This window comes from Pseudomonas solani (assembly GCF_026072635.1).
GTDB classification, from domain to species: domain Bacteria; phylum Pseudomonadota; class Gammaproteobacteria; order Pseudomonadales; family Pseudomonadaceae; genus Metapseudomonas; species Metapseudomonas solani.
The window spans coordinates 6618974-6641996 of the sequence record NZ_AP023081.1; the positions used below are offsets into that span (position 1 = coordinate 6618974).

Annotated in this window: 24 protein-coding genes; 9 read left to right on the forward strand and 15 right to left on the reverse strand. The window is 67.7% G+C overall.

Annotated elements, in window-relative coordinates; all coding sequences use genetic code 11:
* The first annotated feature begins 57 nt into the window (after nucleotides 1-57).
* A complete protein-coding gene (ppnP, locus tag PSm6_RS30050; protein ID WP_021216838.1) occupies nucleotides 58-339 on the forward strand; it encodes a pyrimidine/purine nucleoside phosphorylase in 282 nt (93 codons plus the stop codon).
* Between the two features lie 117 nt (nucleotides 340-456).
* Here the strand turns inward: ppnP and PSm6_RS30055 are convergent, their stop codons facing one another.
* The 6 genes from PSm6_RS30055 to PSm6_RS30080 all read right to left on the reverse strand — a co-directional run bounded on the left by PSm6_RS30055 (nucleotide 457) and on the right by PSm6_RS30080 (nucleotide 6374).
* The gene (locus PSm6_RS30055; RefSeq protein WP_265169164.1) at nucleotides 457-1566 is read right to left on the reverse strand and encodes a saccharopine dehydrogenase NADP-binding domain-containing protein; all 1110 of its coding nucleotides are present in this window, start codon (nucleotides 1564-1566) and stop codon (nucleotides 457-459) included.
* A 22-nt stretch (nucleotides 1567-1588) separates the two neighbouring features.
* Complete coding sequence (locus PSm6_RS30060; RefSeq protein ID WP_265169165.1) at nucleotides 1589-3361, reverse strand: ABC transporter transmembrane domain-containing protein; 1773 nt, start codon at nucleotides 3359-3361, stop codon at nucleotides 1589-1591.
* A 71-nt stretch (nucleotides 3362-3432) separates the two neighbouring features.
* Nucleotides 3433-3873: a thiol-disulfide oxidoreductase DCC family protein gene (locus PSm6_RS30065; protein WP_021216835.1), complete on the reverse strand. Its 441-nt coding sequence runs from the start codon at nucleotides 3871-3873 to the stop codon at nucleotides 3433-3435.
* A 90-nt stretch (nucleotides 3874-3963) separates the two neighbouring features.
* Nucleotides 3964-4542, reverse strand: a complete 579-nt coding sequence (locus tag PSm6_RS30070; protein ID WP_021216834.1) for a DUF1287 domain-containing protein — start codon at nucleotides 4540-4542, stop codon at nucleotides 3964-3966.
* A 2-nt stretch (nucleotides 4543-4544) separates the two neighbouring features.
* On the reverse strand, nucleotides 4545-4943 hold the full coding sequence (locus tag PSm6_RS30075) for a GFA family protein (RefSeq protein WP_021216833.1): 399 nt from the start codon (nucleotides 4941-4943) through the stop codon (nucleotides 4545-4547).
* A 291-nt stretch (nucleotides 4944-5234) separates the two neighbouring features.
* A complete protein-coding gene (locus tag PSm6_RS30080; protein WP_031286824.1) occupies nucleotides 5235-6374 on the reverse strand; it encodes an ATP-NAD kinase family protein in 1140 nt (379 codons plus the stop codon).
* Nucleotides 6375-6568: 194 nt separating this feature from the next.
* Between PSm6_RS30080 and PSm6_RS30085 the strand changes: the two genes are divergently transcribed.
* A complete protein-coding gene (locus PSm6_RS30085; RefSeq protein WP_021216831.1) occupies nucleotides 6569-6745 on the forward strand; it encodes a PA1571 family protein in 177 nt (58 codons plus the stop codon).
* 75 nt (nucleotides 6746-6820) lie between these two features.
* Here PSm6_RS30085 and pdxB read toward each other — a convergent pair whose 3' ends face one another.
* Entirely contained in the window at nucleotides 6821-7963 is a 1143-nt protein-coding gene (gene pdxB / locus PSm6_RS30090; RefSeq protein WP_031286823.1) for a 4-phosphoerythronate dehydrogenase PdxB, read from the reverse strand.
* Between the two features lie 305 nt (nucleotides 7964-8268).
* Here pdxB and PSm6_RS30095 point away from each other — a divergent pair, with 305 nt between their 5' ends.
* Entirely contained in the window at nucleotides 8269-9642 is a 1374-nt protein-coding gene (locus PSm6_RS30095; protein WP_051241716.1) for an MATE family efflux transporter, read from the forward strand.
* A gap of 54 nt (nucleotides 9643-9696) precedes the next feature.
* Here PSm6_RS30095 and tusA read toward each other — a convergent pair whose 3' ends face one another.
* Together tusA and rlmM are read right to left on the reverse strand one after the other, a co-directional pair.
* Nucleotides 9697-9936 (reverse strand): sulfurtransferase TusA, encoded by a 240-nt coding sequence (tusA, locus tag PSm6_RS30100; protein WP_021216828.1) that lies wholly within the window; start codon nucleotides 9934-9936, stop codon nucleotides 9697-9699.
* An 89-nt stretch (nucleotides 9937-10025) separates the two neighbouring features.
* Nucleotides 10026-11081 carry a 23S rRNA (cytidine(2498)-2'-O)-methyltransferase RlmM gene (gene rlmM, locus PSm6_RS30105; RefSeq protein WP_265169166.1) on the reverse strand — a complete coding sequence of 352 codons (1056 nt, stop codon included), beginning with the start codon at nucleotides 11079-11081 and terminating at the stop codon, nucleotides 10026-10028.
* Between the two features lie 215 nt (nucleotides 11082-11296).
* On the opposite strand from rlmM, the gene acnA reads away from it, so the two are divergent.
* The gene (gene acnA / locus PSm6_RS30110) at nucleotides 11297-14038 is read left to right on the forward strand and encodes an aconitate hydratase AcnA (RefSeq protein WP_265169167.1); all 2742 of its coding nucleotides are present in this window, start codon (nucleotides 11297-11299) and stop codon (nucleotides 14036-14038) included.
* 148 nt (nucleotides 14039-14186) lie between these two features.
* Here the strand turns inward: acnA and PSm6_RS30115 are convergent, their stop codons facing one another.
* Together PSm6_RS30115 and PSm6_RS30120 are read right to left on the reverse strand one after the other, a co-directional pair.
* Entirely contained in the window at nucleotides 14187-15161 is a 975-nt protein-coding gene (locus tag PSm6_RS30115) for an alpha/beta fold hydrolase (protein ID WP_265169168.1), read from the reverse strand.
* A gap of 92 nt (nucleotides 15162-15253) precedes the next feature.
* The gene (locus tag PSm6_RS30120) at nucleotides 15254-16084 is read right to left on the reverse strand and encodes an undecaprenyl-diphosphate phosphatase (RefSeq protein ID WP_265169169.1); all 831 of its coding nucleotides are present in this window, start codon (nucleotides 16082-16084) and stop codon (nucleotides 15254-15256) included.
* Between the two features lie 249 nt (nucleotides 16085-16333).
* Between PSm6_RS30120 and PSm6_RS30125 the strand changes: the two genes are divergently transcribed.
* The 5 genes from PSm6_RS30125 to PSm6_RS30145 all read left to right on the forward strand — a co-directional run bounded on the left by PSm6_RS30125 (nucleotide 16334) and on the right by PSm6_RS30145 (nucleotide 20353).
* A complete protein-coding gene (locus PSm6_RS30125) occupies nucleotides 16334-17965 on the forward strand; it encodes a methyl-accepting chemotaxis protein (RefSeq protein ID WP_265169170.1) in 1632 nt (543 codons plus the stop codon).
* 17 nt (nucleotides 17966-17982) lie between these two features.
* Complete coding sequence (locus PSm6_RS30130) at nucleotides 17983-18588, forward strand: hypothetical protein (RefSeq protein ID WP_169708313.1); 606 nt, start codon at nucleotides 17983-17985, stop codon at nucleotides 18586-18588.
* Nucleotides 18589-18689: 101 nt separating this feature from the next.
* A complete protein-coding gene (locus PSm6_RS30135; RefSeq protein ID WP_265169171.1) occupies nucleotides 18690-19229 on the forward strand; it encodes a hypothetical protein in 540 nt (179 codons plus the stop codon).
* Nucleotides 19230-19268: 39 nt separating this feature from the next.
* Nucleotides 19269-19832 (forward strand): nicotinamide riboside transporter PnuC, encoded by a 564-nt coding sequence (pnuC, locus tag PSm6_RS30140; RefSeq protein ID WP_265169172.1) that lies wholly within the window; start codon nucleotides 19269-19271, stop codon nucleotides 19830-19832.
* Complete coding sequence (locus tag PSm6_RS30145; protein ID WP_265170591.1) at nucleotides 19829-20353, forward strand: AAA family ATPase; 525 nt, start codon at nucleotides 19829-19831, stop codon at nucleotides 20351-20353. The genes pnuC and PSm6_RS30145 overlap by 4 nt, the downstream gene beginning before the upstream one ends.
* Here the strand turns inward: PSm6_RS30145 and PSm6_RS30150 are convergent.
* Genes PSm6_RS30150 through PSm6_RS30165 form a run of 4 tightly spaced genes read right to left on the reverse strand, consistent with a single transcriptional unit; the run spans nucleotide 20350 to nucleotide 22962 of the window.
* Nucleotides 20350-21675, reverse strand: coding sequence for a sensor histidine kinase (locus PSm6_RS30150; RefSeq protein WP_184492280.1), 1326 nt, complete (start codon nucleotides 21673-21675; stop codon nucleotides 20350-20352). The two genes, PSm6_RS30145 and PSm6_RS30150, sit on opposite strands and share 4 nt — an antisense overlap.
* Nucleotides 21672-22340, reverse strand: a complete 669-nt coding sequence (locus tag PSm6_RS30155) for a response regulator transcription factor (RefSeq protein ID WP_021216817.1) — start codon at nucleotides 22338-22340, stop codon at nucleotides 21672-21674. Before PSm6_RS30155 ends, PSm6_RS30150 begins: the two co-directional genes overlap by 4 nt.
* Nucleotides 22340-22654 carry a PepSY domain-containing protein gene (locus PSm6_RS30160; RefSeq protein ID WP_021216816.1) on the reverse strand — a complete coding sequence of 105 codons (315 nt, stop codon included), beginning with the start codon at nucleotides 22652-22654 and terminating at the stop codon, nucleotides 22340-22342. Before PSm6_RS30160 ends, PSm6_RS30155 begins: the two co-directional genes overlap by 1 nt.
* A complete protein-coding gene (locus tag PSm6_RS30165) occupies nucleotides 22654-22962 on the reverse strand; it encodes a PepSY domain-containing protein (RefSeq protein WP_021216815.1) in 309 nt (102 codons plus the stop codon). The genes PSm6_RS30160 and PSm6_RS30165 overlap by 1 nt, the downstream gene beginning before the upstream one ends.
* Nucleotides 22963-23023 lie beyond the last annotated feature (61 nt).

Genomic DNA, 23023 nt, shown 5'->3' on the forward strand with positions numbered 1-23023 from the left:
AAAGCGGCTTGGGCATACTGGCGGGCCCTTTTTCCAACCCTTTTCAAGGATCCCGCCATGTTCAAGGTCAACGAGTACTTCGACGGCACCGTCAAATCCATCGCCTTCGGCATGAGCGAAGGCCCCGCCACCATCGGCGTGATGGCCCCGGGCGAATACGAATTCGGCACCAGCCAGCTGGAAGTGATGCACGTCGTCGCCGGCGCCCTGACCGTCAAGCTGCCGGGCAGCGACAGCTGGGAAACCTTCGAAGCCGGCAGCAAGTTCACCGTACCGGCGAACAGCAAGTTCCAGTTGAAAGTCGCCCAAGACACCGCCTACCTCTGCGAATACCGCTGAGTCGCAACGCGTTGAAGAACCGGCCCGAGTGGCCGGTTTTTTATTGCCTGGATGCTGGGAGCCCTGAAAGCTCCGCGATGATGGGTTTCGCTGCGCTCTACGCCATCCTACGGGAGGCTATTCGCCTTCCCTGATCTCTACCTCGATGCGCATCCCTTCCAGTTCCGCCAGGTATTCGGCGCTGCTGAACAGGCCGATGCAGGGCATGGCGCCGCGTTCGGCCAAAGTGCCGGCGGCGAGCTTGCGCACCAGGGCCACGGCGGCCATGCAGGGAATGTTGGGGCCGTCGTTGTCGTGGGCGACCAGTTCCCAGGTGAGCACCAGTGGCCGGCCCTGGTGGTCCAGCCCACGCAATGTCACGAACATGCCGCTGAGGCCGTCGCCCAGGGGCTCCACCAGCACCGCGCCACGGCGCAGCAACGACGCCAGGCCGACGGCATTGCGCACCAGCCCGCCGCGCACCAGCCAGGACAGCGCCCAGGTGCCGAACTGGGTGAGGCGCAGGCCAACGCCGGCGCGGAAGCTGACATCGCGCACGCCCGGGTAGCGCGCGGGGAAGAGTTCCAGGTCGGGAATGTCGCAGATACCCACCCAGCGCGCGCCCATCGGGGCACGGAAGGCGTGGCGGCGCAGACCCTGCCAGCCATGGATCGAGCCCCAGGCACCATCGCGCCAGAGCCGTACGGGCCGGCCGCAGTAGCCGAGCACCGCCTCCAGGGTCGACAGGCCCGGCGTCTTCTCCGAGGAGCTGATGCCATGCTCGATGCTGTCCAGACGGCTGAAGCGCGGCAGTTGTTCGTCCACCACGGCGGCGCTGAGGCCGGGCACCGAACTGGCGCCGGCACAAATCAGCAGGCCGCGCTCGCGGGCCCGGTCATCCAGCCGGCCGATGCCGCAGACGAAGGCGCGCGCATCGGCCAGGTCGATGTAGTGGCAACCAGCCTCGATCGCTGCCTCGGCGACCCGGTAGTCCTGCCCCTGGAAGGGCCCGACCGTGGAAATCACCACCTGGGCACCCAGCTCGCTGAAGGCCTGGGCCAGCCCGGGCTGGTCGATATCCAGGCGCGCCGCCTGGCAACCGGTTTCCGCCGCCAGGGCCTGGGCCTTGGCCAGGTCACGCCCCGCGGCGATCACCTCGATGCCCTCGATGCTGCGCAGACGACGCACGATCAGCCGGCCGAAATTGCCGTAGCCGCCCAGCACCAGAACCTTCAATCCCTGTGTCACCCCTGACTCCCTGTAAGGCCGTTCAGGCCGGCTCGTTCGATGTGGAAAATTGCAGTTCCGCCAGGCGCGCATAGAGCGGGCTGCTGAGCACCAGCTCCTGGTGGCTGCCGATGGCGACCAGCTTGCCCTTGTCGATGACGGCGATGCGGTCCGCGCTCTTCACCGTGGCCAGGCGGTGGGCGATCACCAGGGTGGTGCGCCCGCTCATGACCTCGGGCAGGGCCTGCTGGATCAGGTGCTCGCTTTCGGCATCCAGCGCGCTGGTGGCTTCGTCCAGCAGCAGGATGGGTGCATCGGTGAGCAAGGCCCGGGCGATGGCCAGGCGCTGGCGCTGCCCGCCGGAAAGGCCGATGCCGCCGTCGCCCAGGTGCGTCTGGTAGCCCTCGGGCATGCGCTGGATGAATTCGTGGGCATGGGCGGCCCGCGCCGCAGCCTCCACCTCGGCCTGGCTGGCGTCGGGGCGACCGTAGCGGATGTTGTCCTCGACGCTGCCGAAGAACAGCGCCGGGCTCTGCGATACCAGGGCGAAGCAGCGGCGCAGGTCGGCCGGCTCCAGGCGCTGGATGGGCAGGCCATCCACCCGCACTTCACCCTCGGTGGGGTCGAAGAAGCGCAGCAGCAGGTCGAAGAGCGTCGACTTGCCCGCACCGGAAGGGCCGACCAGGGCCAGGGTCTCGCCGGGGCGCACGTGCAGGTCGATGCCATCGAGGGCCAGGCTCTGCGGCCGGGTCGGGTAGGCGAAGCGCAGGCCGCGCAGCTCCAGCTCGCCTTCCACCCGCTCGGGCAGGCGCAGCAGGTCGCTTTCCGGGGCCTTGATGGTGCTGCGGGTCTGCAGCAGCTCGGCGATGCGCTCGGCGGCACCGGCGGCGCTTTGCAGCTCGCCGATCACCTCGCTGATGGCACCGAAGGCGGAACCGACGATCAGGCTGTAGAAGACGAAGGCGGCCAGGTCACCGCCGGAAATGCGCCCGGCGATCACGTCCATGCCGCCGACCCAGAGCATCACCCCCACCGCGCCGAGCACCAGCACGATGACCACGGTGATCAGCCAGGCCCGCTGGGTGATGCGCTTGCGCGCGGTGTCGAAGGCGCCTTCCACGGTACGCCCGAAGCGCGCCCGGTCCTGGGCCTGGTGGTTGTAGGCCTGGACGGTCTTGATCTGCCCCAGGGTCTCGCCGACGTAGCTGCCGACATCGGCGATGCGGTCCTGGCTCTGCCGCGACAGCGCCCGCACCCGCCGGCCGAAGAGCAGGATCGGCGCCACCACCAGCGGCAGGGCGACGACCACGATGCCGGTCAGCTTGGGGTTGGTGACGAACAGCAGGCCGATGCCGCCGATCATCATGATGCCGTTGCGCAGCGCCAGGGACAGCGACGAGCCGATAACCGATTGCAGCAGCGTGGTATCGGCCGTGAGGCGCGACTGGATTTCCGAGGCACGGGTGGTTTCGAAGAAGCCGGGGTGCAGCTCGATCAGGTGGTTGAACACGCGCTTGCGGATATCCGCGACGAAGCGCTCGCCCACCCAGGACACCAGGTAGAAGCGGCTGAAGGTGCCCACCGCCAGCGCCACCACCAGGGCGAAGAACAGGATGATCGAATGGTTGAGGGCTTCCGGTGACTGGGTCGCCAGGCCCTGGTCCACCAGCAGGCGGATGCCCTGCCCCATGGACAGGGTGATGGCGGCGGTGAACAGTAGCGCCAGCAGCGCGCCGATCACCCGCCAGCGATAGGGAGCGACGAAGCGCGCGGCCATGCGCAGCGCATTGCGCTGGCGGGAGGAAAGCAGACCCATTGCGAGGACTCGATCGGGAGGAGGCGCCACTCTGCGGGTTTTCCCGCCGCTGCGCCAGCCGCTCTATTGCCTCAGTTGCCCGCCTGGAGGAAGCGCTGCTCGTGGTCGGGGCTCGGCAGCAGGCACACCTCGTGGCGACCGAACAGCCGGTAGCGGTTCAGCGCGATGCGGTCGTAGAGCCAATCGCGCAACGCCGCCGGGATCACCCGCAGCACCCCACCCAGGCGCCAGGGCCAGGGCAGCAGGCGGGCGATGCGCAGCACCGCGTCGGAACGCACGAACAGCTCGCGGCCCTCGATGTAGGCCATGGTGTCGAAGTGGTCGGTGGGCAGGCCATACCAGCGCAGAATGGCCTGCCCCTCCGGGGATTGCACCGAAGCCAGCTTGAACAGCCGCTCGCGGTCGTGGCGGATCAGGAAACGCGCCCAGCCGTTGCACAGCTTGCAGACGCCATCGAAGAGCACCACGCGCTCGCCGGGCTGGATGTGGGGAGGAAAGGAATCGGCGTTCATCACGCGCTCCCGGTCAGGAAAGGATGCCGTCGATACTAGGCCTTGCGCGAAAAGCCGTCGAGCACAGGCACAGCCCGTGCTCGTGGCCCGTCAACGCTCGGCGAAGCGGTAGTGGCCGATGATCTTGTAGCGGAACAGGATGTCCTCTTCCTGGGTACCGCGGCCGATGTTGTGCAGGGCCAGCGGCACGCCGTCGGCACCGGTGCGGTCGGAGAGGATGCCGATGTGCTGCAGGCCGCGCCCGAGGTCCCAGGTGACGATGTCGCCGGGGCGGTAGTTGGCGGCCTGGTCGCTGGGGCGCAGCGCCATGCCCTGGCGCTTGAACCAGGTCATCAGGTTGGGCACGCGGCGGTGGTCGATGTTCGGATCGGGGCGCTTCAGGCCCCAGTTGCGCGGGTAGGCGGAGAAGTGGCTGCGCATGTCCTCGTGCACCACCTTCTGCAGGTCCAGGCCCTGTTCGCGCAGCGCGCGGATCACCACGTCGGTGCACACGCCGGTGGCCAGGGGCACGTCGCCGCCGGGGTAGGCGATGCGCCGGTACACCGGGTCGTAGCTCAGGGTCACGCCGATCTGGCCGCGCGCCGAATCCACCAGGCGCACGGCATCCACCGCCGCCTGGGCGCCCAGGCTGGCCAGCAGCAGGAACAGGCAAAACAGTCGCTTGAGCATGGTCAGCCCCGCCCTGCAGGGAATTGCGGCAGGGAATCCTGGATGTCCCACCAGTTGGCCCTGGACGCCACGTAGGCGTGGTTGGCGGGGCGCGTCTCCAGCTCGCCTTCCAGCAGGCCGGCACGGATGCGCAGCACGCCGGGGGCTTTCTCGCTCTTGCTGTAGAGGGGCGAGCCGCAACGCTCGCAGAACACCCGCTGCTTGCCCGGCGAGGAGCTGAAGGCACGCAGCAGCTCATTCCCCGCCAGCAGGCGGAAGCGCGTCTCGTCCACCGGGATATTGGTGACGAAAGGCGTGCCCTGCGCCTTGCGGCACTGGCTGCAATGACAAATCTGGATCGGCGCCAGCTCACCCTCGATCTCGAAACGAACTCCGCCGCACAGGCAACCACCCTGGACCATCTTCTCTCTCCTTGCAGATGTGCAGCGGCAAGAGTAACGGAGCGGGAGGCAACGGAAAATGCCCGATGGTGGGAGCCATCGGGCCAAGGGTATTCAACTGTGCAAAGGAGCCTGCCGATCCGGGATTGCGCCCCTGACGCCCCAACCATAAGCCCTGAGGAGAATGCGCCAGGTGCGCAAGCACCGGATCGGCAGGCCCGGCCAACCTTAAGGATCGGTCAGCAGCAGCGCCAGGGGCGCCCGCCTTGGGTGGTTTGCGTCGGTTCCCAGGGCGTTGTAGTCATTTGCCAGTCAGCACTCGGCGCCTGCGTCGGCGGCCCAGCCCAGCGGGTACAACAGCTCCTCCTTGTAGCCGGCCCAGACCCGCACCGCATCGGGGAAGGCGTCGTCCAGCTGCGGGTCGCCGCTGTCCACCAGCAGGGGCCGGCCGTCGAGGGTGCCGAGCTTGCGCTTGGTGGCGACTACCCGTAGCCGATCGAGGCCGATGGCGCGCAGCACGCGCGGGCTGATCTGCTGGTTGCCACGGCCGATGATGTGCCCCTGGCCACCGATGGCGGTGACCAGGAGGAAGGCCGGATGGCCGTCCACCAGTTCGAACAGCTGGGCCTCGGTGACATCGCGAGCGATCAGTTGGCCGTTCTCGATCACGTCCACGCCCAGCAGCGTGGCCTCCAGGCCGAGGTTGGCGGCCAACCCGTGCAGGGTCGAACCAGGGCCGAGGACGTAGCGCACGCCCTCCTCCCAGCTTTCCGCCAGCCAGTCGGCGAGGTCCACCAGCACCAACTCCTCGGACTCCATGCCCGCCTGCTTCACGTGCTGCATGAACTGCCCCTCCACCGGCACCGTCAGCTCGCCGTACCAGCGGGCCACCACCTTGCCCTCGCGCAGCGCCGCTTCGTCGAGATCGCGCACCTCGCCGCTGGCCAGACGTACAAGGCCGCCCTCCACCAGGCGCCGCGCCACCTCCCCCGCCGCACGCGGGCTGATGGCGTAGACGCCGGAATGGATCTTCACCCCCGCCGGAATACCCAGCACCGGCTGGCCTTCACGGGCCACGGCGCTGACGTCGCGGGCGGTGCCGTCACCGCCGGCGAAGAGGATCAACGACACCCCCGTCTCCTGCAGCGCCTCCACGGCGTGGCGGGTGTCGGCGGCGCTGCTGGTCGCCGCCTCCAGAGCACCGATGAGCCGATGGCGGAAGCCCATGCGTGCCAGCAGGTCGGCGCCCATGGCGCCGGGAAAGGTGAGGAACTCCAGGCGCCCGGCCAGGGGCAGCAGGGACTCCAGCGCCAGTTGGGTGCGCTCCTCGGCGCGGGGCACGGCGCCGCGCGCCAGGGCCTCCTCGGCGACACCGTCGCTGCCCTTGAGGGCAGCCGCGCCGCCCAGCCCGGCCAGGGGATTGATGATCAGGCCCATTCGGAATATCGACATGCCAACCTCTTCGCTGAACTCTCGGCCCGCGTTGCGGGTCAACCCCATGGACCGGCCGGAAAGCGCGATTGGCACAATCGCTGCAAATATCCCCCGGTCCTTTGCTTTTACGGCGTAATACTGGCGCCTGACTGTCACTGCGCGTTCATCTATGGGACCTAGACTGCGCGCACCACCTGATGAGGAGACAGGCCATGAGCTTGCAAAACAGCACTTCCACCCGCCGGGTCGTTCCGCTTCAACCCCAACAACCCGTTGGCGGCTCGATCATCGACGCCCAGGGTCGGGAAATCCCCATTACCGAAGGCATGATCCAGCGCGCCTGCAAAGAGCTGGACAAGCACTGGGAAGGCGCCCGCAAACAGGCCTGACCCCCAGCGCTTCACTCGAAGGCCCGGGCATCTGCCCGGGCCTTTTCATTGGTGGGTCATTGGCGGGCCGCGGCCTCAGGCCAGCTCCGCCCCAAGCGCCCGCACCCACTGCGCCAGTTGCGGCGCCTCGCCCTGCAGGCGCACCCGCAGGCCGTCGATTTCCCGGCGCACCGGGTAGTGCTTGCGCAAGGCGTCGAAGGCCGCGCGGCGCTGGGCGGAATCCCCCACCAGGCTGCGGCGGAAATCGGCATCGTCGCGGCGCGGGTCATACACCGCGCGGCAGAGCATGGCCAACGCCCAGACCGTGTCGGCGCTGGCATCCAGGGTCAGTTCCGGCAACCAGGGCGCGGGCAGCAGTTCGTCCAGCCGCACCGCTTCCTCGATGCCTTCGGCGCGGCAGAAGGCCTGGTAGATCTGCGCGGTGCCGCGCAGCTTGCCGTCCAGGCTATAGCCGGCGATGTGCGGCGTGGCGATGCGGCACAGCGCGGCCAGTTCAGGATCAGCCTCCGGCTCGCCTTCCCAGACGTCCAGCACCGCGCGCAGGTCCGAACGGGCCCGCAGCGCATCACGCAGCGCCCGGTTGTCCACCACCGCCCCCCGGCTGGCGTTGATCAGCCAGCAGCCGGGCTTGAGCCGCGCCAGCTCGGCGGCCCCCAGCAGGTGGTGGGTGGGATGGGCGCCGCCCTTGTCCAATGGCGTGTGCAGGCTGATGGCATCGCACTGCTCCAGCACGGTGGCCAGGTCGACGTAGTCGCCTCCCTCGGCCGCCCGGCGTGGTGGGTCGCAGACCAGCACCCGCCAGCCCAGGCCACGCAGCACCTCCACCAGGCGCCCGCCCACCTGGCCGGCGCCGACAACGCCATAGGTGCGGGTCGAGGGCGCTACGCCCTCGTCCTCGGCCAGGGTCAGCAGGCTGCCCAGGACGAAATCCACCACGCCACGGGCATTGCAGCCGGGCGCGCTGGACCAGGCGATGCCGGCCTCGGCGAACCAGCCCAGGTCGAGATGATCGGTACCGATGGTGCAGGTGCCGACGAAGCGCACCGCGCTGCCTTCCAGCAGGGCGCGGTCGACGCGGGTCACCGAGCGCACCAGCAGCACCTCGGCGTCGCCCAGGGCGGCACGGTCGATGGCACGTCCCGGCATGCGGCGGATGGGGCCGAAACCGCCGAAGAAGGCGTCGACCAGGGGGATGTTTTCGTCGGCGAGGATGCGCATGGTGCTCTCCAGGGGCAAGGCGGCCATTCTACGGAATCCCCCGGCCCGGCGTCGCCCCAACCAGGTGCATCCCCCTCTTTCCTGACCGTGCCGTCAGCGCGTAGACTAGGCCGTCTTCCGCCTCCGCTGTCCCCCTATCGCCGGCAATCCCCTTGCCACGGCCAGGCCAGCGCCCGTTGCGAGCCCATCGCAGCCAGGCTTGCCCACCCCGTGGGCCACGAGCAATACGGACGCCACCGCCGTACCGGTGAACGCTTCACAGCCATGGAAAGACCCCCGTGACAAACCAAACTCGCCTCGACCGTATGCGTCGCGAATTGCGTGCTCTATTCACTCTTGCCCTGCCCATCATGATCGCCCAGCTCTCCCACTCGGCCATGGGTTTCGTCGACGCCGTGATGGCCGGCCGTGTCAGCGCGCGCGACCTGGCCGCCGTGGCCCTGGGCAACTCCATCTGGGTACCGGTGTTCCTGCTGATGACCGGCACCCTCCTCGCCACCACGGCCAAGGTCGCCCAGCGCCACGGTGCCAATCAGGATGCCGAGATCGGCCCGCTGGTGCGCCAGGCCCTGTGGCTGGCGGTGGTCGTCGGCCTCGCCGGCGCCGGCCTGCTGCTCTGCGCCGAACCCGTGCTGCGCATGATGGGCGTGGAGGAAGACCTGGTGGCTCCGAGCATGGGCTACCTCCACGGCATCGCCTTCGGCCTGCCGGCGGTGGCGCTCTACCAGGTGCTGCGCTGCTACAGCGACGGCCTGGGCCGCACCCGTCCGAGCATGGTGCTGGGCATCTGCGGGCTGCTGCTGAACATCCCGCTCAACTACGTGCTGATCTACGGCCACCTGGGCTTCCCGGCCATGGGCGGCGTGGGCTGCGGCTGGGCCAGCGGCATCGCCATGTGGCTGATGTTCTTCGGCATGCTGGGCTGGGTGAACATCGCCAAGGTGTACAAGCCGAGCGGCCTGTTCAATCACTTCGAGACGCCGCGCTGGGCGGTGATCAAGCGCCTGCTGAGCGTGGGCCTGCCCATCGGCATCGCGATCTTCGCCGAGTCGAGCATCTTCGCGGTGATCGCCCTGCTGATCGGCGGGCTGGGCGCCAACGTGGTGGCCGGGCACCAGATCGCGCTGAACTTCAGCTCGCTGGTGTTCATGATCCCGTACTCCCTGGCCATGGCGGTGACCGTGCGTGTCGGCCACTCCCTGGGGCGTGGCACGCCGCGTGATGCGCGCTTCTCCGCGGGTGTAGGCATGGCCACGGCGCTGGCCTATGCCTGCCTGTCGGCCAGCCTGATGCTGCTGTTCCGTGAGCAGATCGCCGCCATCTACACCCCCGATGCCCAGGTCATCGCGGTGGCTGCATCGCTGATCGTGTTCGCTGCGCTGTTCCAGTTCTCCGACGCCATCCAGGTCACCGCCGCCGGTGCCCTGCGTGGTTATCAGGACACGCGGGTGACGATGATCCTCACCCTGTTTTCCTATTGGGGCATCGGCCTGCCCATCGGCTACCTGCTGGGGCTTACCGACTGGCTGGGCGAACCCACTGGCCCACGCGGCCTATGGCAGGGGCTGATCGCCGGCCTGACGGTGGCGGCGGTGATGCTGACCTTCCGTGTGGCCCGTAGCGCGCGCTCGCGCATCCGCAGCAGCGACCGCGTGACGGCCCTGGCCGAACCGGCCTGACGCCACACAGCAAGAAGCCCGCGCAATGCGGGCTTCTTTTTATCCGAGGCGGCCTCATTCGGCCTTCTTGCGGATCCAGTACAGGTAGGTACCGGCCTCCTCGCCCTGCTCCACCAGCTCGTGGCCGAGGAACATGCAGAACTTGGGGATATCCCGCCGGGTCGACGGGTCGGTGGCGATGACCTTGAGCAGGCCGCCGGACGGCAGGTCACGCACCTTGTTGTGCAGCATCATCACCGGCTCGGGGCAGTTGAGGCCGGTTGCATCGAGAATGGCATCAGGCTGATCGGACATGGGGTACTCCAGGAACAGGTCGCCATTGTGGCGTAAAGCGCCAAGCACGCCCAGCCCGGCCGATGCCCGGCACGGCTGGGCGCGCGGCCTCAGCGGTCCAGGCGACGCAGGTGGCAGGTCACTTCCTCGCGGTCGTGATAGAGCTGCTTGCAGGCGATGGAAACCTTGATCTTGCGCTCGCGGAAGCTGTCTTCCAGGCGCTGCAGCAAGCGCTGCACCTCGGCGTAGCGCTGCTTCATCGGCAGCTTGAGGTTGACCACCGCCTCGCGACACAGCCCCTCGCCTATCCAGGTATCCAGCAGTGCGGCATTGCGCGCCGGCTTCTCGACGATGTCGCAGACCATCCAGTCCACCGGCTGCTTGGGCTTGAAGGTGAAGCCGTCGACCATCAGGTGCTGCACCAGCCCGGTGTCCATCAGGCTCTCGGCCATGGGGCCGTTGTCGATGGCGGTGACCAGCATGCCGCGGCGCACCAGCTGGTAGGTCCAGCCGCCGGGGGAAGCGCCCAGGTCGACGCCGGTCATGTCCTCGGAGAGACGTGTTTCCCACTGCTCGCGGGGGATGAAGGTGTGCCACGCCTCCTCAAGCTTCAGCGTGGAGCGGCTCGGCGCCTCGCGGGGGAACTTCAGGCGCGGGATGCCCATGGGCCAGAGCGCGGAGTTGTCCGCCTCGGCGAGGCCGGCGAATACCTCGCGGCCACTGCGGAAGGTCAGCAGCAGGCGCGGCTTGCCCGGGTCATCCACCAGGCGGCCGGCCTTCTCCAGGGCCTTGCGCAGGGGCGCCTCGAACTTCTTGCAGAAATTCGACAGCTCCTTGCCTTCGTTGGTATCCAGCACCTCCAGCCACAGGCTGCCGCAGACCGGGTAGTCGGCCAGGTGCGCCAGCAGCACGCTGATGCGGTCGGTCTCGGGCAGCGCAACGAAGGCGCCACGGGCCCATTGGCGGGGGAAGATCAGGCGCGCGAAACGCTGGCCGCGCATCAACCGTTCGGCGCCGTCGGCGTCCTGGCAGATGAACTCGGCATAGGCGCTGCTGGCCTTGCCCTTGGCGTAGCCGGGCACGTCCAGTCGGGCGGCCAGGTCGGATATCTCGGCGCACACCTCACCCTCGAAACCGGGGCGGCAGTGCAGGAACAGGCTATTCATCGGGGTGTCTCCTTGGCCGCGCACTATAGAGCCGAAGCGCCCGATTTCACACAGTAACTGACGGAAAATTCCTACGCCCACAGTGATGCGACAAGAGGAACCATGCTGGCGGAACGGGAGTCCAGAACATGGCGTGCCCCGCCAAGCAGAGCTAGCTTTGCAGGGTTCCGCCCCCTGTATCGGCCCATGCCGTGTGGGCCAAAAGGAGATGTCACATGCCTTCCCTGGATAGCCTGAACAGCCGCCGCACCCTCGAGGTGGACGGCAAGACCTACCATTTCTTCAGCCTGCCAGAGGCCGCCAAGCGCCTCGGCAGCATCGACAAGCTGCCCCTGTCCCTGAAAGTACTGCTGGAAAACCTGCTGCGCTGGGAAGACAACGAAACCGTCGGCCCCGAGGACCTCGAAGCCCTGGTGGCCTGGCAGAAGACCCGCAGCTCCGAGCGCGAGATCCAGTACCGCCCGGCGCGGGTATTGATGCAGGACTTCACCGGCGTACCCGCCGTGGTCGACCTGGCCGCCATGCGTGACGCCGTGGCCAAGGCCGGTGGCGACCCGCAGAAGATCAACCCGCTGTCCCCGGTGGACCTGGTGATCGACCACTCGGTGATGGTGGACCGCTTCGCCAGCCCCGAGGCCTTCGAACAGAACGTCGAGATCGAGATGGAGCGCAACGGCGAACGCTATGCCTTCCTGCGCTGGGGCCAGAACGCCTTCGACAACTTCAGCGTGGTTCCGCCGGGTACCGGCATCTGCCACCAGGTCAACCTCGAGTACCTGGGCCGCACCGTCTGGACCCGCGACGAGGACGGCAAGACCTACGCCTTCCCCGACACCCTGGTGGGCACCGACTCCCACACCACCATGATCAACGGCCTCGGCGTGCTCGGCTGGGGCGTGGGCGGCATCGAGGCGGAGGCGGCCATGCTCGGCCAGCCGGTGTCGATGCTGATCCCCGAGGTGATCGGCTTCAAGCTCAGCGGCAAGCTGAAGGAAGGCATCACCGCCACCGACCTGGTGCTCACCGTCACCCAGATGCTGCGCAAGAAAGGCGTGGTGGGGAAATTCGTCGAGTTCTACGGCGACGGCCTCGCCGACCTGCCCCTGGCCGACCGCGCCACCATCGCCAACATGGCCCCGGAATACGGCGCCACCTGCGGCTTCTTCCCGGTGGACGAGATCACCCTGGGCTACCTGCGCCTCTCCGGCCGCCCGGAGTCCACGGTCAAGCTGGTGGAGGCCTACTGCAAGGCCCAAGGCCTGTGGCGCAACGCCGGTGACGAACCGGTGTTCACCGACAGCCTGGCCCTGGACATGGGCACGGTGGAAGCCAGCCTGGCCGGGCCCAAGCGCCCGCAGGACCGGGTGCCGCTGACCCAGGTGGCCAGCACCTTCGACGACCTCATCGCCCTGCAGCTCAAGCCCAGCGCCAAGGAGGACGGCCGCCTGCTCAGCGAGGGCGGCGGCGGTACCGCCGTCGGCGGCAATGTGCAGAGCGGCGTGATGGACTACGAGTACGAAGGTCGCACCCACCGCCTGAGCGACGGCGCCGTGGTGATCGCCGCCATCACCTCCTGCACCAACACCTCCAACCCCAGCGTGATGATGGCCGCCGGCCTGGTGGCGAAGAAGGCCGTGGAAAAGGGCCTGACGCGCAAACCTTGGGTGAAGAGCTCCCTGGCGCCCGGCTCCAAGGTGGTGACCGAGTACTTCGCCGCCGCCGGGCTGACGAAGTACCTCGACGAGCTGGGCTTCGACCTGGTGGGCTACGGCTGCACCACCTGCATCGGCAACTCCGGCCCGCTGCTGGACCCCATCGAGAAAGCCATCCAGCAGGGCGACCTTACCGTGGCCTCGGTGCTCTCGGGCAACCGCAACTTCGAAGGCCGCGTGCACCCGCTGGTGAAGACCAACTGGCTGGCCTCCCCACCGCTGGTGGTGGCCTATGCCCTGGCCGGCAGCGTGCGCCTGGACATCAGCCGCGAACCGCTGGGCGAAGGCAAGGACGGCAAGCCGGTGTACCTGAAGGACATCTGGCCCAGCCAGAAGGAGATCGCCGACGCCATCGCCAAAGTGGACACCGCCATGTTCCGCAAGGAATACGCCGAGGTCTTCGCCGGCGACGAGAAATGGCGCGCCATCCAGGTGCCCGAATCGGACACCTATGCCTGGCAGGCCGACTCCACCTACATCCAGCACCCGCCCTTCTTCGCCGATATCGCCGGTGCGCCGCCCAAGGTGGAAGACGTGCAGCAGGCCCGGGTCCTCGCCCTGCTGGGGGATTCGGTGACCACCGACCACATCTCCCCCGCCGGCAACATCAAGGCCGACAGCCCCGCCGGGCGCTACCTGCGGGAGAACGGCGTGGAACCGCGGGACTTCAACTCCTACGGCTCGCGACGCGGCAACCACGAAGTGATGATGCGCGGCACCTTCGCCAACATCCGCATCCGCAACGAGATGCTCGGTGGCGAGGAAGGCGGCAACACCCTGCACGTACCCAGCGGCGAGAAGCTGGCCATCTACGACGCGGCCATGCGCTACCAGGAGGAAGGCACGCCGCTGGTGATCTTCGCCGGCAAGGAATACGGCACCGGCTCCTCCCGCGACTGGGCGGCCAAAGGCACCAACCTGCTGGGGGTCAAGGCGGTGATCGCCGAGAGCTTCGAGCGCATCCACCGCTCCAACCTGGTGGGCATGGGCGTGCTGCCGCTGCAGTTCAAGGACGGTACCGACCGCAAGAGCCTGGGCCTGACCGGCAAGGAAACCATCAGCATCAAGGGCCTCAGTGGCGTCAAGCTGCGCCCGCACATACCGCTGACCCTGGAGATCACCCGCGAAGACGGCACCACGGAGAAGGTCGAGGTGCTGTGCCGCATCGACACCCTCAACGAGGTGGAGTACTTCAAGGCCGGCGGCATCCTCCACTACGTGCTGCGCCAGTTGCTGGCCAGTTGACCCGGGAGGCCTGTAGGGGCGCATTCAGAAGCGGGCGAATGAATTCGCCCCTACAGGATCGCACCTCCCGTGGGAGCGGTTTCAACCGCGATGAGCTCGGTGCCTAACAATCGCGAATGAATTCGCTCCCCCCCATCACCCCGGCAGATCAGTTGCCGTTCGGATAATGCCGCGCCAGGAAGCCCAGCAGATGGGCGTTCACCTCGCGCGGCTTTTCGTTCTGCAGCCAGTGCCCGCACTCGGCGATCACATGCTGCTCCAGCGCGGGCACGCTGCGCGGCATGACCTTGATGCTGTGGGCTTCGAGGGTGCCGACCGGGTCCTTGTCGCCGATGAGGAACAGCGCCGGCTGCAGCACCTGGCAGCCTTGCAGCGGCTCGGTACGCTGCCAGCTGCGCTCGAAGTTGCGGTACCAGTTGAGCGCACCATGGAAGCCGCGCCCCTCGAAGGTCTTCAGGTACTCGGCGAAGGCGGCCTCGTCGCACCAGTCCGGCAGCCGGCCGGGGTCCTGCATGCCATCGAACAGGGTCGCGCCGGCGGGTTTGTCCTGGAGGAAGAAGTCCCGGGGCACAGCGGCGGAGCTGTTGTGCATCATCATCCGCAGGGTGCGCGGGATGTCGACATCCAGCTCACGCTCGGCGACGCCCGGCGCCTGGAAATAGAGGATGTAGTTGAAGCGGTCGGCGAAGTGCTGACGCATCGCCTCGGTAGCCGGTTGCTTCGGGCGGCCACCGAAGGGCACCGCCATGCCCACCACCGCCTTGACCCGCTGCGGCTCCAGCAGGGCCAGGTGCCAGGCCACCGGGGCACCCCAGTCGTGGCCGATGACGCAGGCCTCGTGCTGGCCAAGGGCATCCATGGCGGCCTGGATATCGCCGCAGAGGGTGATCAGGTCATAGGCGGCGGGGTCGACCGGGGCGCTGCTGCTGCCGTAGCCGCGCATCTCCGGCACCAGCACCCGGTAGCCGGCGGCCAGCAGCGGCTCGATCTGGTTGCGCCAGGAATGCCAGCATTCCGGGAAGCCGTGCAGCAGCCACAGCGGCCGCCCATCCTCGGGGCCGGCGCAATGCAGGCCGAGGTGGATGCCGTTGACCTCCAGCAGGCGATGTTCGAGCGCGCTCATGGGCTTTCCTTCATCCGTAGCGGTGCAGGCGCCCACTATGACAAAGGCGCGCCCGGGGGCACGCCTTTATCGATATCGCGAATGCTCGGGACTCAGCCTTGCGCGGTGGCCCAGTCGATCAGGCCGAACTGCCAGGTGCCGAGGATCAGCAAGCCGAAGCCGATTCGGTACCAGGCGAAGGCCGCGTAGCTGTGGTTGCCGATGAACTTGAGCAGGGCGCGCACGGCGATCATCGCGAAGATGAACGAAACCACGAAGCCCAGGGCGAATACCGGCAGGTCCGCCGGCTGGAACAGGTGGCGGTACTTGTAGCCCGAGTAGACCGCCGCGCCGACCATGGTGGGCATGGCGAGGAAGAAGGAGAACTCGGTGGCTGCCTTGCGCGACAAGCCGAACAGCAGCCCGCCGATGATGGTGGCGCCGGAGCGCGAGGTGCCGGGCACCAGCGCCAGGCACTGGGCCAGGCCCACCTTGAGTGCCTGCTTCCAGTTCATGTCATCCACCGTCTCGGCCTGGATCGCATGCTCGCGACGCTCGGCCCACAGCATGATCACCCCGCCGATCACCAGGGCGGTGGCCACGGTTATGGGGTTGAACAGGTAGTGGTGGATCAGGTCGGCGAAGGCCACGCCCAGCACCACGGCCGGGAAGAACGCCACCAGCAGGTTGCCGGTGAAACGCTGAGCACTGCGCTCACGAGGCAGGCCGACCACCACGTCGAAGATCTTGCGCCGGTATTCCCAGACCACGGCGAGGATGGCGCCGAGCTGGATGATGATGTTGAAGGCCTGGAAGCGCTCGCCACCGAAGCCGATCAGGTCAGCGACTATGATCTGGTGGCCGGTGCTGGAGATCGGCAGGAACTCCGTGATGCCTTCGACAACGCCCAGTATCAGGGCCTGAAAGGCCGTCCAAAAATCCATCGGAACTCCCCAAGGCGCGCCAAGCGGCGGCCTGCTCTTGCGAATGTGTAAGTGATATGGCCCCAGGCGGGTACCGCGCGCGGCTGAGACCAGCCACGAGGACGCGGGTTCCCGGCCGACGATCCGTTATCAGGTTTGCCGGCCAAGGGCCGAAATGCTATCAGACATGCTATGGATTCGCGCGCGGCAAAGACCGCTCCGGAACGCGCAATCCGCTGCCGAACAATAACAAGCCAGGAGCACCGGACCATGAACCTTCGCAGTCTGCCCATCAGCCGCCGCCTGTGGCTGATCCTCATCGTCTCGGTGTCGATGCTGGTGATCCTCGAGGTGGTGATGCTCCAGCAGATCCACACCGACCTGCTGCACGGCAAGGAACTCAAGACCCAGCACGTGGTGCAGACCGCCGCGGGCGTGTTGCAGCACTTCCAGGCCCAGGAAGCCGCCGGCACCCTGCCCCGCGAGGAGGCGCAGAAGCAGGCCATGCAGGCCATCCGCGCCCTGCGCTACGACAAGAACGACTACTTCTGGATCAACGACCTGACCCCGCGCATGGTCATGCACCCGACCAACCCGAAGCTGGAGGGGCAAGACCTCTCCGGCTACAAGGACCCGGACGGCAAGCCGCTGTTCAACGACATGGTGGCCGTGGCCCGCAGCAAGGGTGCCGGCTTCGTCGACTACCGCTGGCCCAAGCCGGGCGCCATTGATCCGGTGCCCAAGGTGTCCTACGTGCAATTGTTCGAGCCCTGGGGCTGGGTGATCGGCTCAGGCATCTATATCGACGACATGCAGGACGAGTTCTGGTCCCAGGCCCTGCACGCCTCGGCCATCGGCCTGGTGATCGCCCTGATCATGGCGGTGCTGGTGGTGGTGATCGCCCGCAGCATCACCCGCCCGCTCGAGGAAGTGGTCACCGCCATGGCCGCCATCGCCAGCGGTGAGGGCGACCTCACCAGCGCCCTGGACAACCAGGGGCGCGACGAGATCACCGCGCTGTCCGGCCACTTCAACGCCTTCACCAGCAAGCTGCGCGGGGTCATCCGCCAATCGCTGGACGCCGCCGGCGCACTGGACCAGGCCGCCGGTTCCCTCGGCAGCATCGCCAGCAACGGCCAACGGCAGAGCGAACAGCAATCCCAGCAGATGGAGCTGGTGGCCACGGCCATCAACGAGGTCACCTATGGCGTGCAGGACGTGGCGAAGAACGCCGAGCACGCCGCCAGTGAAGTGCGCACCGCCGAAGACCAGGCGCGCCTCGGCCAGAGCAACATCGACAGCAGCCTGCGGCAGATCGGCCAGCTTTCCGACACCATCGCCCAGGCGGTGGAGGTGATCCGCTCGCTGGCCGAGGAAAGCTCACAGATCGGCTCCGTGCTGGAGGTGATCCGCTCCATCGCCGAACAGACCAACCTGCTGGCGCTGAACGCCGCCATCGAAGCCGCCCGCGCCGGCGAACAGGGCCGCGGCTTCGCCGTGGTCGCCGACGAAGTACGCCTGCTGGCCCAGCGCACGCAGAAATCCACTGCCGAGATCCACGGCATGATCGAGCGCCTGCAGGGCAACTCCGAGGCGGCGGTGAAGGTGATCAACGAAAGCAGCCGCGCCTCGCAACTGACGGTGGAGCAGGCCAGCCAGGCCGGCGAGAGCCTGGGGCAGATCGCCCAGTCGCTGCGCAACCTCACCGGGCTCAATGCCTCCATCGCCAGCGCCACCCTGCAACAATCCCACGTGGTGGAAGACATCAACCAGAATGTGACTCAGGCAGCCAGCCTGGCCCATGACAACGCGATGGCTTCAGAGCAGACTAGCGCCGCCAGCCAGCAGCTCAGCCAGTTGGCCGAACAATTGAACCGCTTGTTGAGACAATTCCGCGTTTGAGGACCGGCATGGGCAACATGGAACACCAAGAGGTCGACCTCGGCCAACAGCAGAACCAAGACCTGATCTGGGACCTGGACAGCATCGCCCGTCGCGAGCTGGCCGAGCGGTTCATCCGCCTGTTCGAGAACCGCCTGTGCGTGTACTCCGAGTCCACGCGCCAGCTGTACACCAACTACGGCCTGCACTTCCCCGCCGACCTCGGGCGCAAGATGGTGGTGCTGCCCAACCCCTATGCGTTCCACGACACCCTGCATGGGATCGAGGCCAGCGCGGTGCTCAAGACCGGCCTCTGCGTGCTGCCCGGCGTGGTGCTCGGCAAGCCGGGCCTGCTGCTCAGCACACGCATCGAGGAAGGCGGGCCGAAGCCCAAGACCATGCCTTTCAAGCCGGCGCTGGCGCAGATCATCAGCAACCAGCGCAAGCGCGGCGACGTGTTCCTGCCGATCCTGATGAAGGGCGACCTGCGCGAGTTCGACCAGCAGATGCCCTACATCCACCTGCACCGCCTGCAGGTGCACAAGCTGCCGCACCTCTCCACCTTCGAGCGCGACGACATCCAGCAGAGCATCACTCGCAAGCTGCTGATGCTCTACCGCCAGGCCGACAGCCTGGTGTGCTGAGGCTTGCCCCGGGCGCCCGGTAAACCGGGCAGCAGGGGCAAGACCGGGCGCCCCCCTCCTGGCTAGAGTCGACCCACGACCCGCCACGGAAACCCACCGCCATGCCCTGGTACCTCGAAGCCCCGCTAAGCGTCATCGCCGGCCTGCTGCTGGCCAACTTCATCGAATGGTTCTTCCATAAGCATGTGCTCCACGGCCTGGGCCGGGTGCGCGGGCGCTTCTGGAGCTTCCATTTCCACGAACACCATGGCAACGCCCGCCGCCATGGGTTCCGCGACCCCTGCTACGAACGCTTCCCGCTGGGCCTGCACGCCCAGGGCAAGGAAGCCTGGGCGCTGCTGCTGGCAAGCCTGGCCGCGAGCCCGCTATGGCTGGTGGCGCCCTGGTTCACTGCGACGCTCTGGTACTGCGCGGCGAACTACTACCGCGTGCACCGTCGCTCCCACGAGGACCCGGACTGGGCCCGCAGCCACCTGCCCTGGCACTACGACCACCACATGGGCCCCAACCCCCATGCCAACTGGTGCGTGACCCGGCCCTGGTTCGACCACCTGCTGGGCACCCGCGAGCCCTACCTGGGCACCGAGCGCGAGCGCCAGGACCAGCAACGCCTCGCAACCAGGGCGCCCGCCGCCGGCTGAAGCCGCTACAATCGGCGGCTTATTTCACGAGGGCCGCCCGTGTCGCCACTTGAACTCTTCGCCGCCGCGATCGGCGTGCTGGCCGTCTGGCTCACCACCCGGCAGAACCGCTGGTGCTGGCCCATCGGCCTGGTCATGGTGCTGATCTATGCCTGGATCTTCTTCGAGGTGAAGCTCTACTCCGACATGCTGTTGCAGATGATCTACGCCGTGCTGCAGCTGTATGGCTGGTGGCAGTGGACCCGAGGCGGAGATCGCCACGAGGGCCGCGAGGTGACGCGCCTGGCACGCAACGGCCTGCTGCTGGGCCTGGCCCTTGGCACCGCCGGCGCCTTGAGCCTGGGCTACCTGATGGCCACCCACACCGACGCCGCCGCGCCCTGGCTGGACGCCGCCCTCACCGCCTTCAGCCTGGTGGCCCAGGTCTGGATGGCACAGAAGCGCCTGGAGTGCTGGGCGCTGTGGATAGTGGTGGACGTGATCTTCGTCGGCCTGTTCATCAGCAAGGCGCTGTACCTGACCGCCGCGCTCTATGTGCTGTTCACCCTGCTGGCCGTGCACGGCTGGCGCCAATGGCGACAGCCGCAGGCGAGCCCGGCATGAAGGTGGTGGTGCTGGCAGGGCCGGAATCCAGCGGCAAGAGCTGGCTGGCGAGTGAGTTACAAGCACGCTTCGGCGGCGAGGTGGTCAGTGAGTACGTGCGTGATTTCATCGATGAGCAGCGCCGCGACACCTGCTACGCCGACATCCCCACCATTGCCCGGGGCCAGTTGCAGCGCGAGGACGCGGCCCGCGCCCGGCGTCCTGCCCTGCTGATCCTCGACACCCACCTGCTGAGCAACATGCTCTGGAGCCGCACCCTGTTCGGCGACTGCCCCGCCTGGCTGGAGACTGAGTTGCTGGCACGGCACTACGACCTGCACCTGCTGCTGCGCCCTGAAGGGGTGGAGTGGCTGGGCGATGGCCAGCGCTGCCAGCCGGAGCTGAGCGAACGCCAGGCCTTCTTCAGCGCCAGCCAGGACTGGCTGGTGGCCAACGGGCAGCGCTTCGAGGTGTTGGGCGGTGACTGGCAGGAGCGCCAGCGCCTGGCCCTGGCGGCGGTGGAGCGATTGCTGGCGGGCTAGGCGCGAGCAGCCGGCGCCGGCAGTTCCACCAGCACACGCAGCCCACCGAGGGGGCTTTCCAGCAAACGGATGCTGCCGCCCCAGGCGTCGACGATGTCCCGCACGATACCCAGCCCCAACCCGTGGCCGGCGACCTGCTCGTCCAGCCGCGAGCCCCTGTCCAGCACCGATTCGCGCTGCTCCTCGGCGATGCCGGGACCGTCGTCGTCCACGCTCAGGCGGTAGCCGCCGGCCTGCACGGAGATGGACAGCAGCACCTGGGTCTCAGCCCATTTGCAGGCGTTGTCCAGCAGGTTGCCCAGCAGCTCCAGCAGGTCTTCGCGGTCCCAGGGCAGGCGCAGCCCGGCGGCGGCGTCCCAGTCCAGGTCGAGCTGGCTGTCATGGATCATCGACAGGGTGTTGAACAGCCCCGGCAACTCCGCATCGCAATCGAAATGCGCACCCGGCAGCGCTTCCCCGGCCAGGCGCGCGCGGCCTAGCTCACGGGCCAGGCGTTGCTGGATCTGCTCCAGCTGCTCGGCCAGGGTGGCGCGCAGCTCCGGGTGCGCGCGCAGCTCGTCGCGGGACTCCAGGCTGACCAGCACCGCCAGGGGTGTCTTCAACGCGTGGCCCAGGTTGCCCAGGGCGTTGCGCGAGCGGCGCAGGGTGTCTTCGGTGTGGGCCAGCAGGTGGTTGACCTGGCCCACCAGCGGCTCCAGCTCCAGGGGCACGCGGGCATCCAGCTCGCTGCGCTGGCCCTGTTGCAGCTGGGCGATCTGCCGGCGCACCCGCTCCAGCGGGCGCAGGGCGCGGCGCACGGTATAGCGCTGCAGGGCGAGCACCAGCAGCAAGGCGGCAGCGCCCAGGGCGACGCCCGTCCACTGCACGCGACGGAAGCTGTCGAGGATGGGCGTGTAGTCCTGAGCCACGGCGATGCTCACCTGGCGGCCGAAGCGGCGGTAGTCACCACGATAGGTCAGCAACTGCTGGTCGTTGGGGCCGGGCAGCAGCTCGGCGGTGAGGCCGGGCCGCTCGGGCATGGCGAGCTCAGCATCCCAGAGGGAGCGCGAGCGCCAGGGTTTGTCATCGATGCGGATCAGGAAGTAGCGCCCCGAATAGGGCTGCTGGTGCACCGGGTTGAGCTTCTGTTCGTCCAGCTGGATGCCGTTGGGCCCGCGCACCAGGGCGGCCAGCAGGCTTTCCGCCTCGCTGCGCAGGTTGCCTTCCAGGTGGCGGCGCAGGCCGTCGTCGAACAGCCACAGGCTGACCTGGGCCAGCAGCAGCCCGACCACCAGCAGCAGGGTCACCAGACCGATGCTGAGCTGGCGCTGGATGGACCTCACTCGGTGGCACCAGTAAAGCGGTACCCCTGGCCTCGGCGGGTTTCGATCACGGTGCGGCCGAGCTTGCGCCGCAGGTGGTTGACGTGGACCTCGATGACGTTGGAATCACGCTCGGTCTCGCCGTCGTAGAGGTGCTCAGCCAGGTGGCTCTTGGACAGCAACTGGCCGGGGTGGAGCATGAAGTAGCGCAGCAGGCGGAACTCGGCGGCGGTCAGGTCCACCTCTTCGCCGCCCCGGGTGACGCATTGGCGCCCCTCGTCCAGCTGCAGGCCGGCCGCTTCCAGGTGCGGCTGGTTGGCCAGGCCGCGGGCGCGGCGCAACAGCGACTGGATGCGCAGGGCCAGTTCCTCCGGGTGGAAGGGCTTGGTCAGGTAGTCGTCGGCACCGGCCTTGAGGCCTTCGATACGCTCGGCCCAGGAGTCCCGCGCGGTGAGGATCAGCACCGGCGTGGCCAGGCCGCCGGCACGCCACTCGCGCAGCACGTCGAGGCCGGGGCGCCCGGGCAGCCCGAGGTCCAGCACGATCAGGTCATAGGGCTCGCTGGCGCCCTGGTGGGCGGCGTCGCGGCCGTCGGCCAGCCAATCCACCGCGTAGCCCTGGCGGCCGAGCCCGGCCAGCAGTTCGTCCGCCAGGGGTACGTGATCCTCAACCAGCAGCAGGCGCATCAGTCATCTTCCTCGTCCTTCAGGATGCGACCGTCGCGGGCATCCAGTTCCAGTTCCCGCACCACGCCGTCGGTGGTCAGCAGCTCGACTTCGTAGACATAGACATCGTCTTCCTCTTCCAGCTCCGCTTCCAACAAGCGAGCCCCGGGGTACAACCCCAGGGCTCGGTGCAGCAGTTGCTCGAGGGGCATGATCACGCCTTCCTCGCGGAGCTTCAGGGCTTCGTCCTGGTCCAGGTCACGGGCGACCGCTTCGAGGGCGAAGACCGCCAGGACCAGGGCGACGATGCCGCTGTAGCGCATGATCAGTCGCATCAGTCGTCCTGGTGATCCTTGAGGATCTGGCCATTGGTGGCGTCCAGCTCCAGGTCCCACTGCACGCCCTGGGGATCACGCAGTTCCACCTGGTAGATGTAGCGGCCGTATTCCTCTTCCAGCTCGGTCTCGTTGACGGTGGAGCCGGGGTGCTTGGCGATGGCGGCGGCGTTGAGCTTCTCGAACGACTGGATGGTGCCGGCGTCGCGCAGCTTCAGGGCTTCGTCCGGTCCCAGGTCACGGGCCTGGGCGATACCGGCAGTGGCAGCGAGGGTGGCGACGGCGAACAGGGCAGTAAGTTTTTTCATGGTGCATCTCCTTGGGGGGATATCTGTCTTCGATGGGTACACCTTAGCGAAGGCCAATTAA

Coding starts and splice junctions, on each gene's coding strand:
- PSm6_RS30095 (WP_051241716.1), top strand. CDS start 8,269: ATGCGTCGCGAATTGCGTGCTCTATTCACTCTTGCCCTGCCCATCATG.
- PSm6_RS30065 (WP_021216835.1), bottom strand. CDS start 3,873: ATGAACGCCGATTCCTTTCCTCCCCACATCCAGCCCGGCGAGCGCGTG.
- PSm6_RS30160 (WP_021216816.1), bottom strand. CDS start 22,654: ATGCGACTGATCATGCGCTACAGCGGCATCGTCGCCCTGGTCCTGGCG.
- acnA (WP_265169167.1), top strand. CDS start 11,297: ATGCCTTCCCTGGATAGCCTGAACAGCCGCCGCACCCTCGAGGTGGAC.
- PSm6_RS30070 (WP_021216834.1), bottom strand. CDS start 4,542: ATGCTCAAGCGACTGTTTTGCCTGTTCCTGCTGCTGGCCAGCCTGGGC.
- PSm6_RS30075 (WP_021216833.1), bottom strand. CDS start 4,943: ATGGTCCAGGGTGGTTGCCTGTGCGGCGGAGTTCGTTTCGAGATCGAG.
- PSm6_RS30165 (WP_021216815.1), bottom strand. CDS start 22,962: ATGAAAAAACTTACTGCCCTGTTCGCCGTCGCCACCCTCGCTGCCACT.
- PSm6_RS30130 (WP_169708313.1), top strand. CDS start 17,983: ATGGAACACCAAGAGGTCGACCTCGGCCAACAGCAGAACCAAGACCTG.
- PSm6_RS30080 (WP_031286824.1), bottom strand. CDS start 6,374: ATGTCGATATTCCGAATGGGCCTGATCATCAATCCCCTGGCCGGGCTG.
- PSm6_RS30135 (WP_265169171.1), top strand. CDS start 18,690: ATGCCCTGGTACCTCGAAGCCCCGCTAAGCGTCATCGCCGGCCTGCTG.
- rlmM (WP_265169166.1), bottom strand. CDS start 11,081: ATGAATAGCCTGTTCCTGCACTGCCGCCCCGGTTTCGAGGGTGAGGTG.
- ppnP (WP_021216838.1), top strand. CDS start 58: ATGTTCAAGGTCAACGAGTACTTCGACGGCACCGTCAAATCCATCGCC.
- PSm6_RS30115 (WP_265169168.1), bottom strand. CDS start 15,161: ATGAGCGCGCTCGAACATCGCCTGCTGGAGGTCAACGGCATCCACCTC.
- PSm6_RS30155 (WP_021216817.1), bottom strand. CDS start 22,340: ATGCGCCTGCTGCTGGTTGAGGATCACGTACCCCTGGCGGACGAACTG.
- PSm6_RS30085 (WP_021216831.1), top strand. CDS start 6,569: ATGAGCTTGCAAAACAGCACTTCCACCCGCCGGGTCGTTCCGCTTCAA.
- PSm6_RS30125 (WP_265169170.1), top strand. CDS start 16,334: ATGAACCTTCGCAGTCTGCCCATCAGCCGCCGCCTGTGGCTGATCCTC.
- PSm6_RS30060 (WP_265169165.1), bottom strand. CDS start 3,361: ATGGGTCTGCTTTCCTCCCGCCAGCGCAATGCGCTGCGCATGGCCGCG.
- PSm6_RS30120 (WP_265169169.1), bottom strand. CDS start 16,084: ATGGATTTTTGGACGGCCTTTCAGGCCCTGATACTGGGCGTTGTCGAA.
- PSm6_RS30145 (WP_265170591.1), top strand. CDS start 19,829: ATGAAGGTGGTGGTGCTGGCAGGGCCGGAATCCAGCGGCAAGAGCTGG.
- tusA (WP_021216828.1), bottom strand. CDS start 9,936: ATGTCCGATCAGCCTGATGCCATTCTCGATGCAACCGGCCTCAACTGC.
- pdxB (WP_031286823.1), bottom strand. CDS start 7,963: ATGCGCATCCTCGCCGACGAAAACATCCCCCTGGTCGACGCCTTCTTC.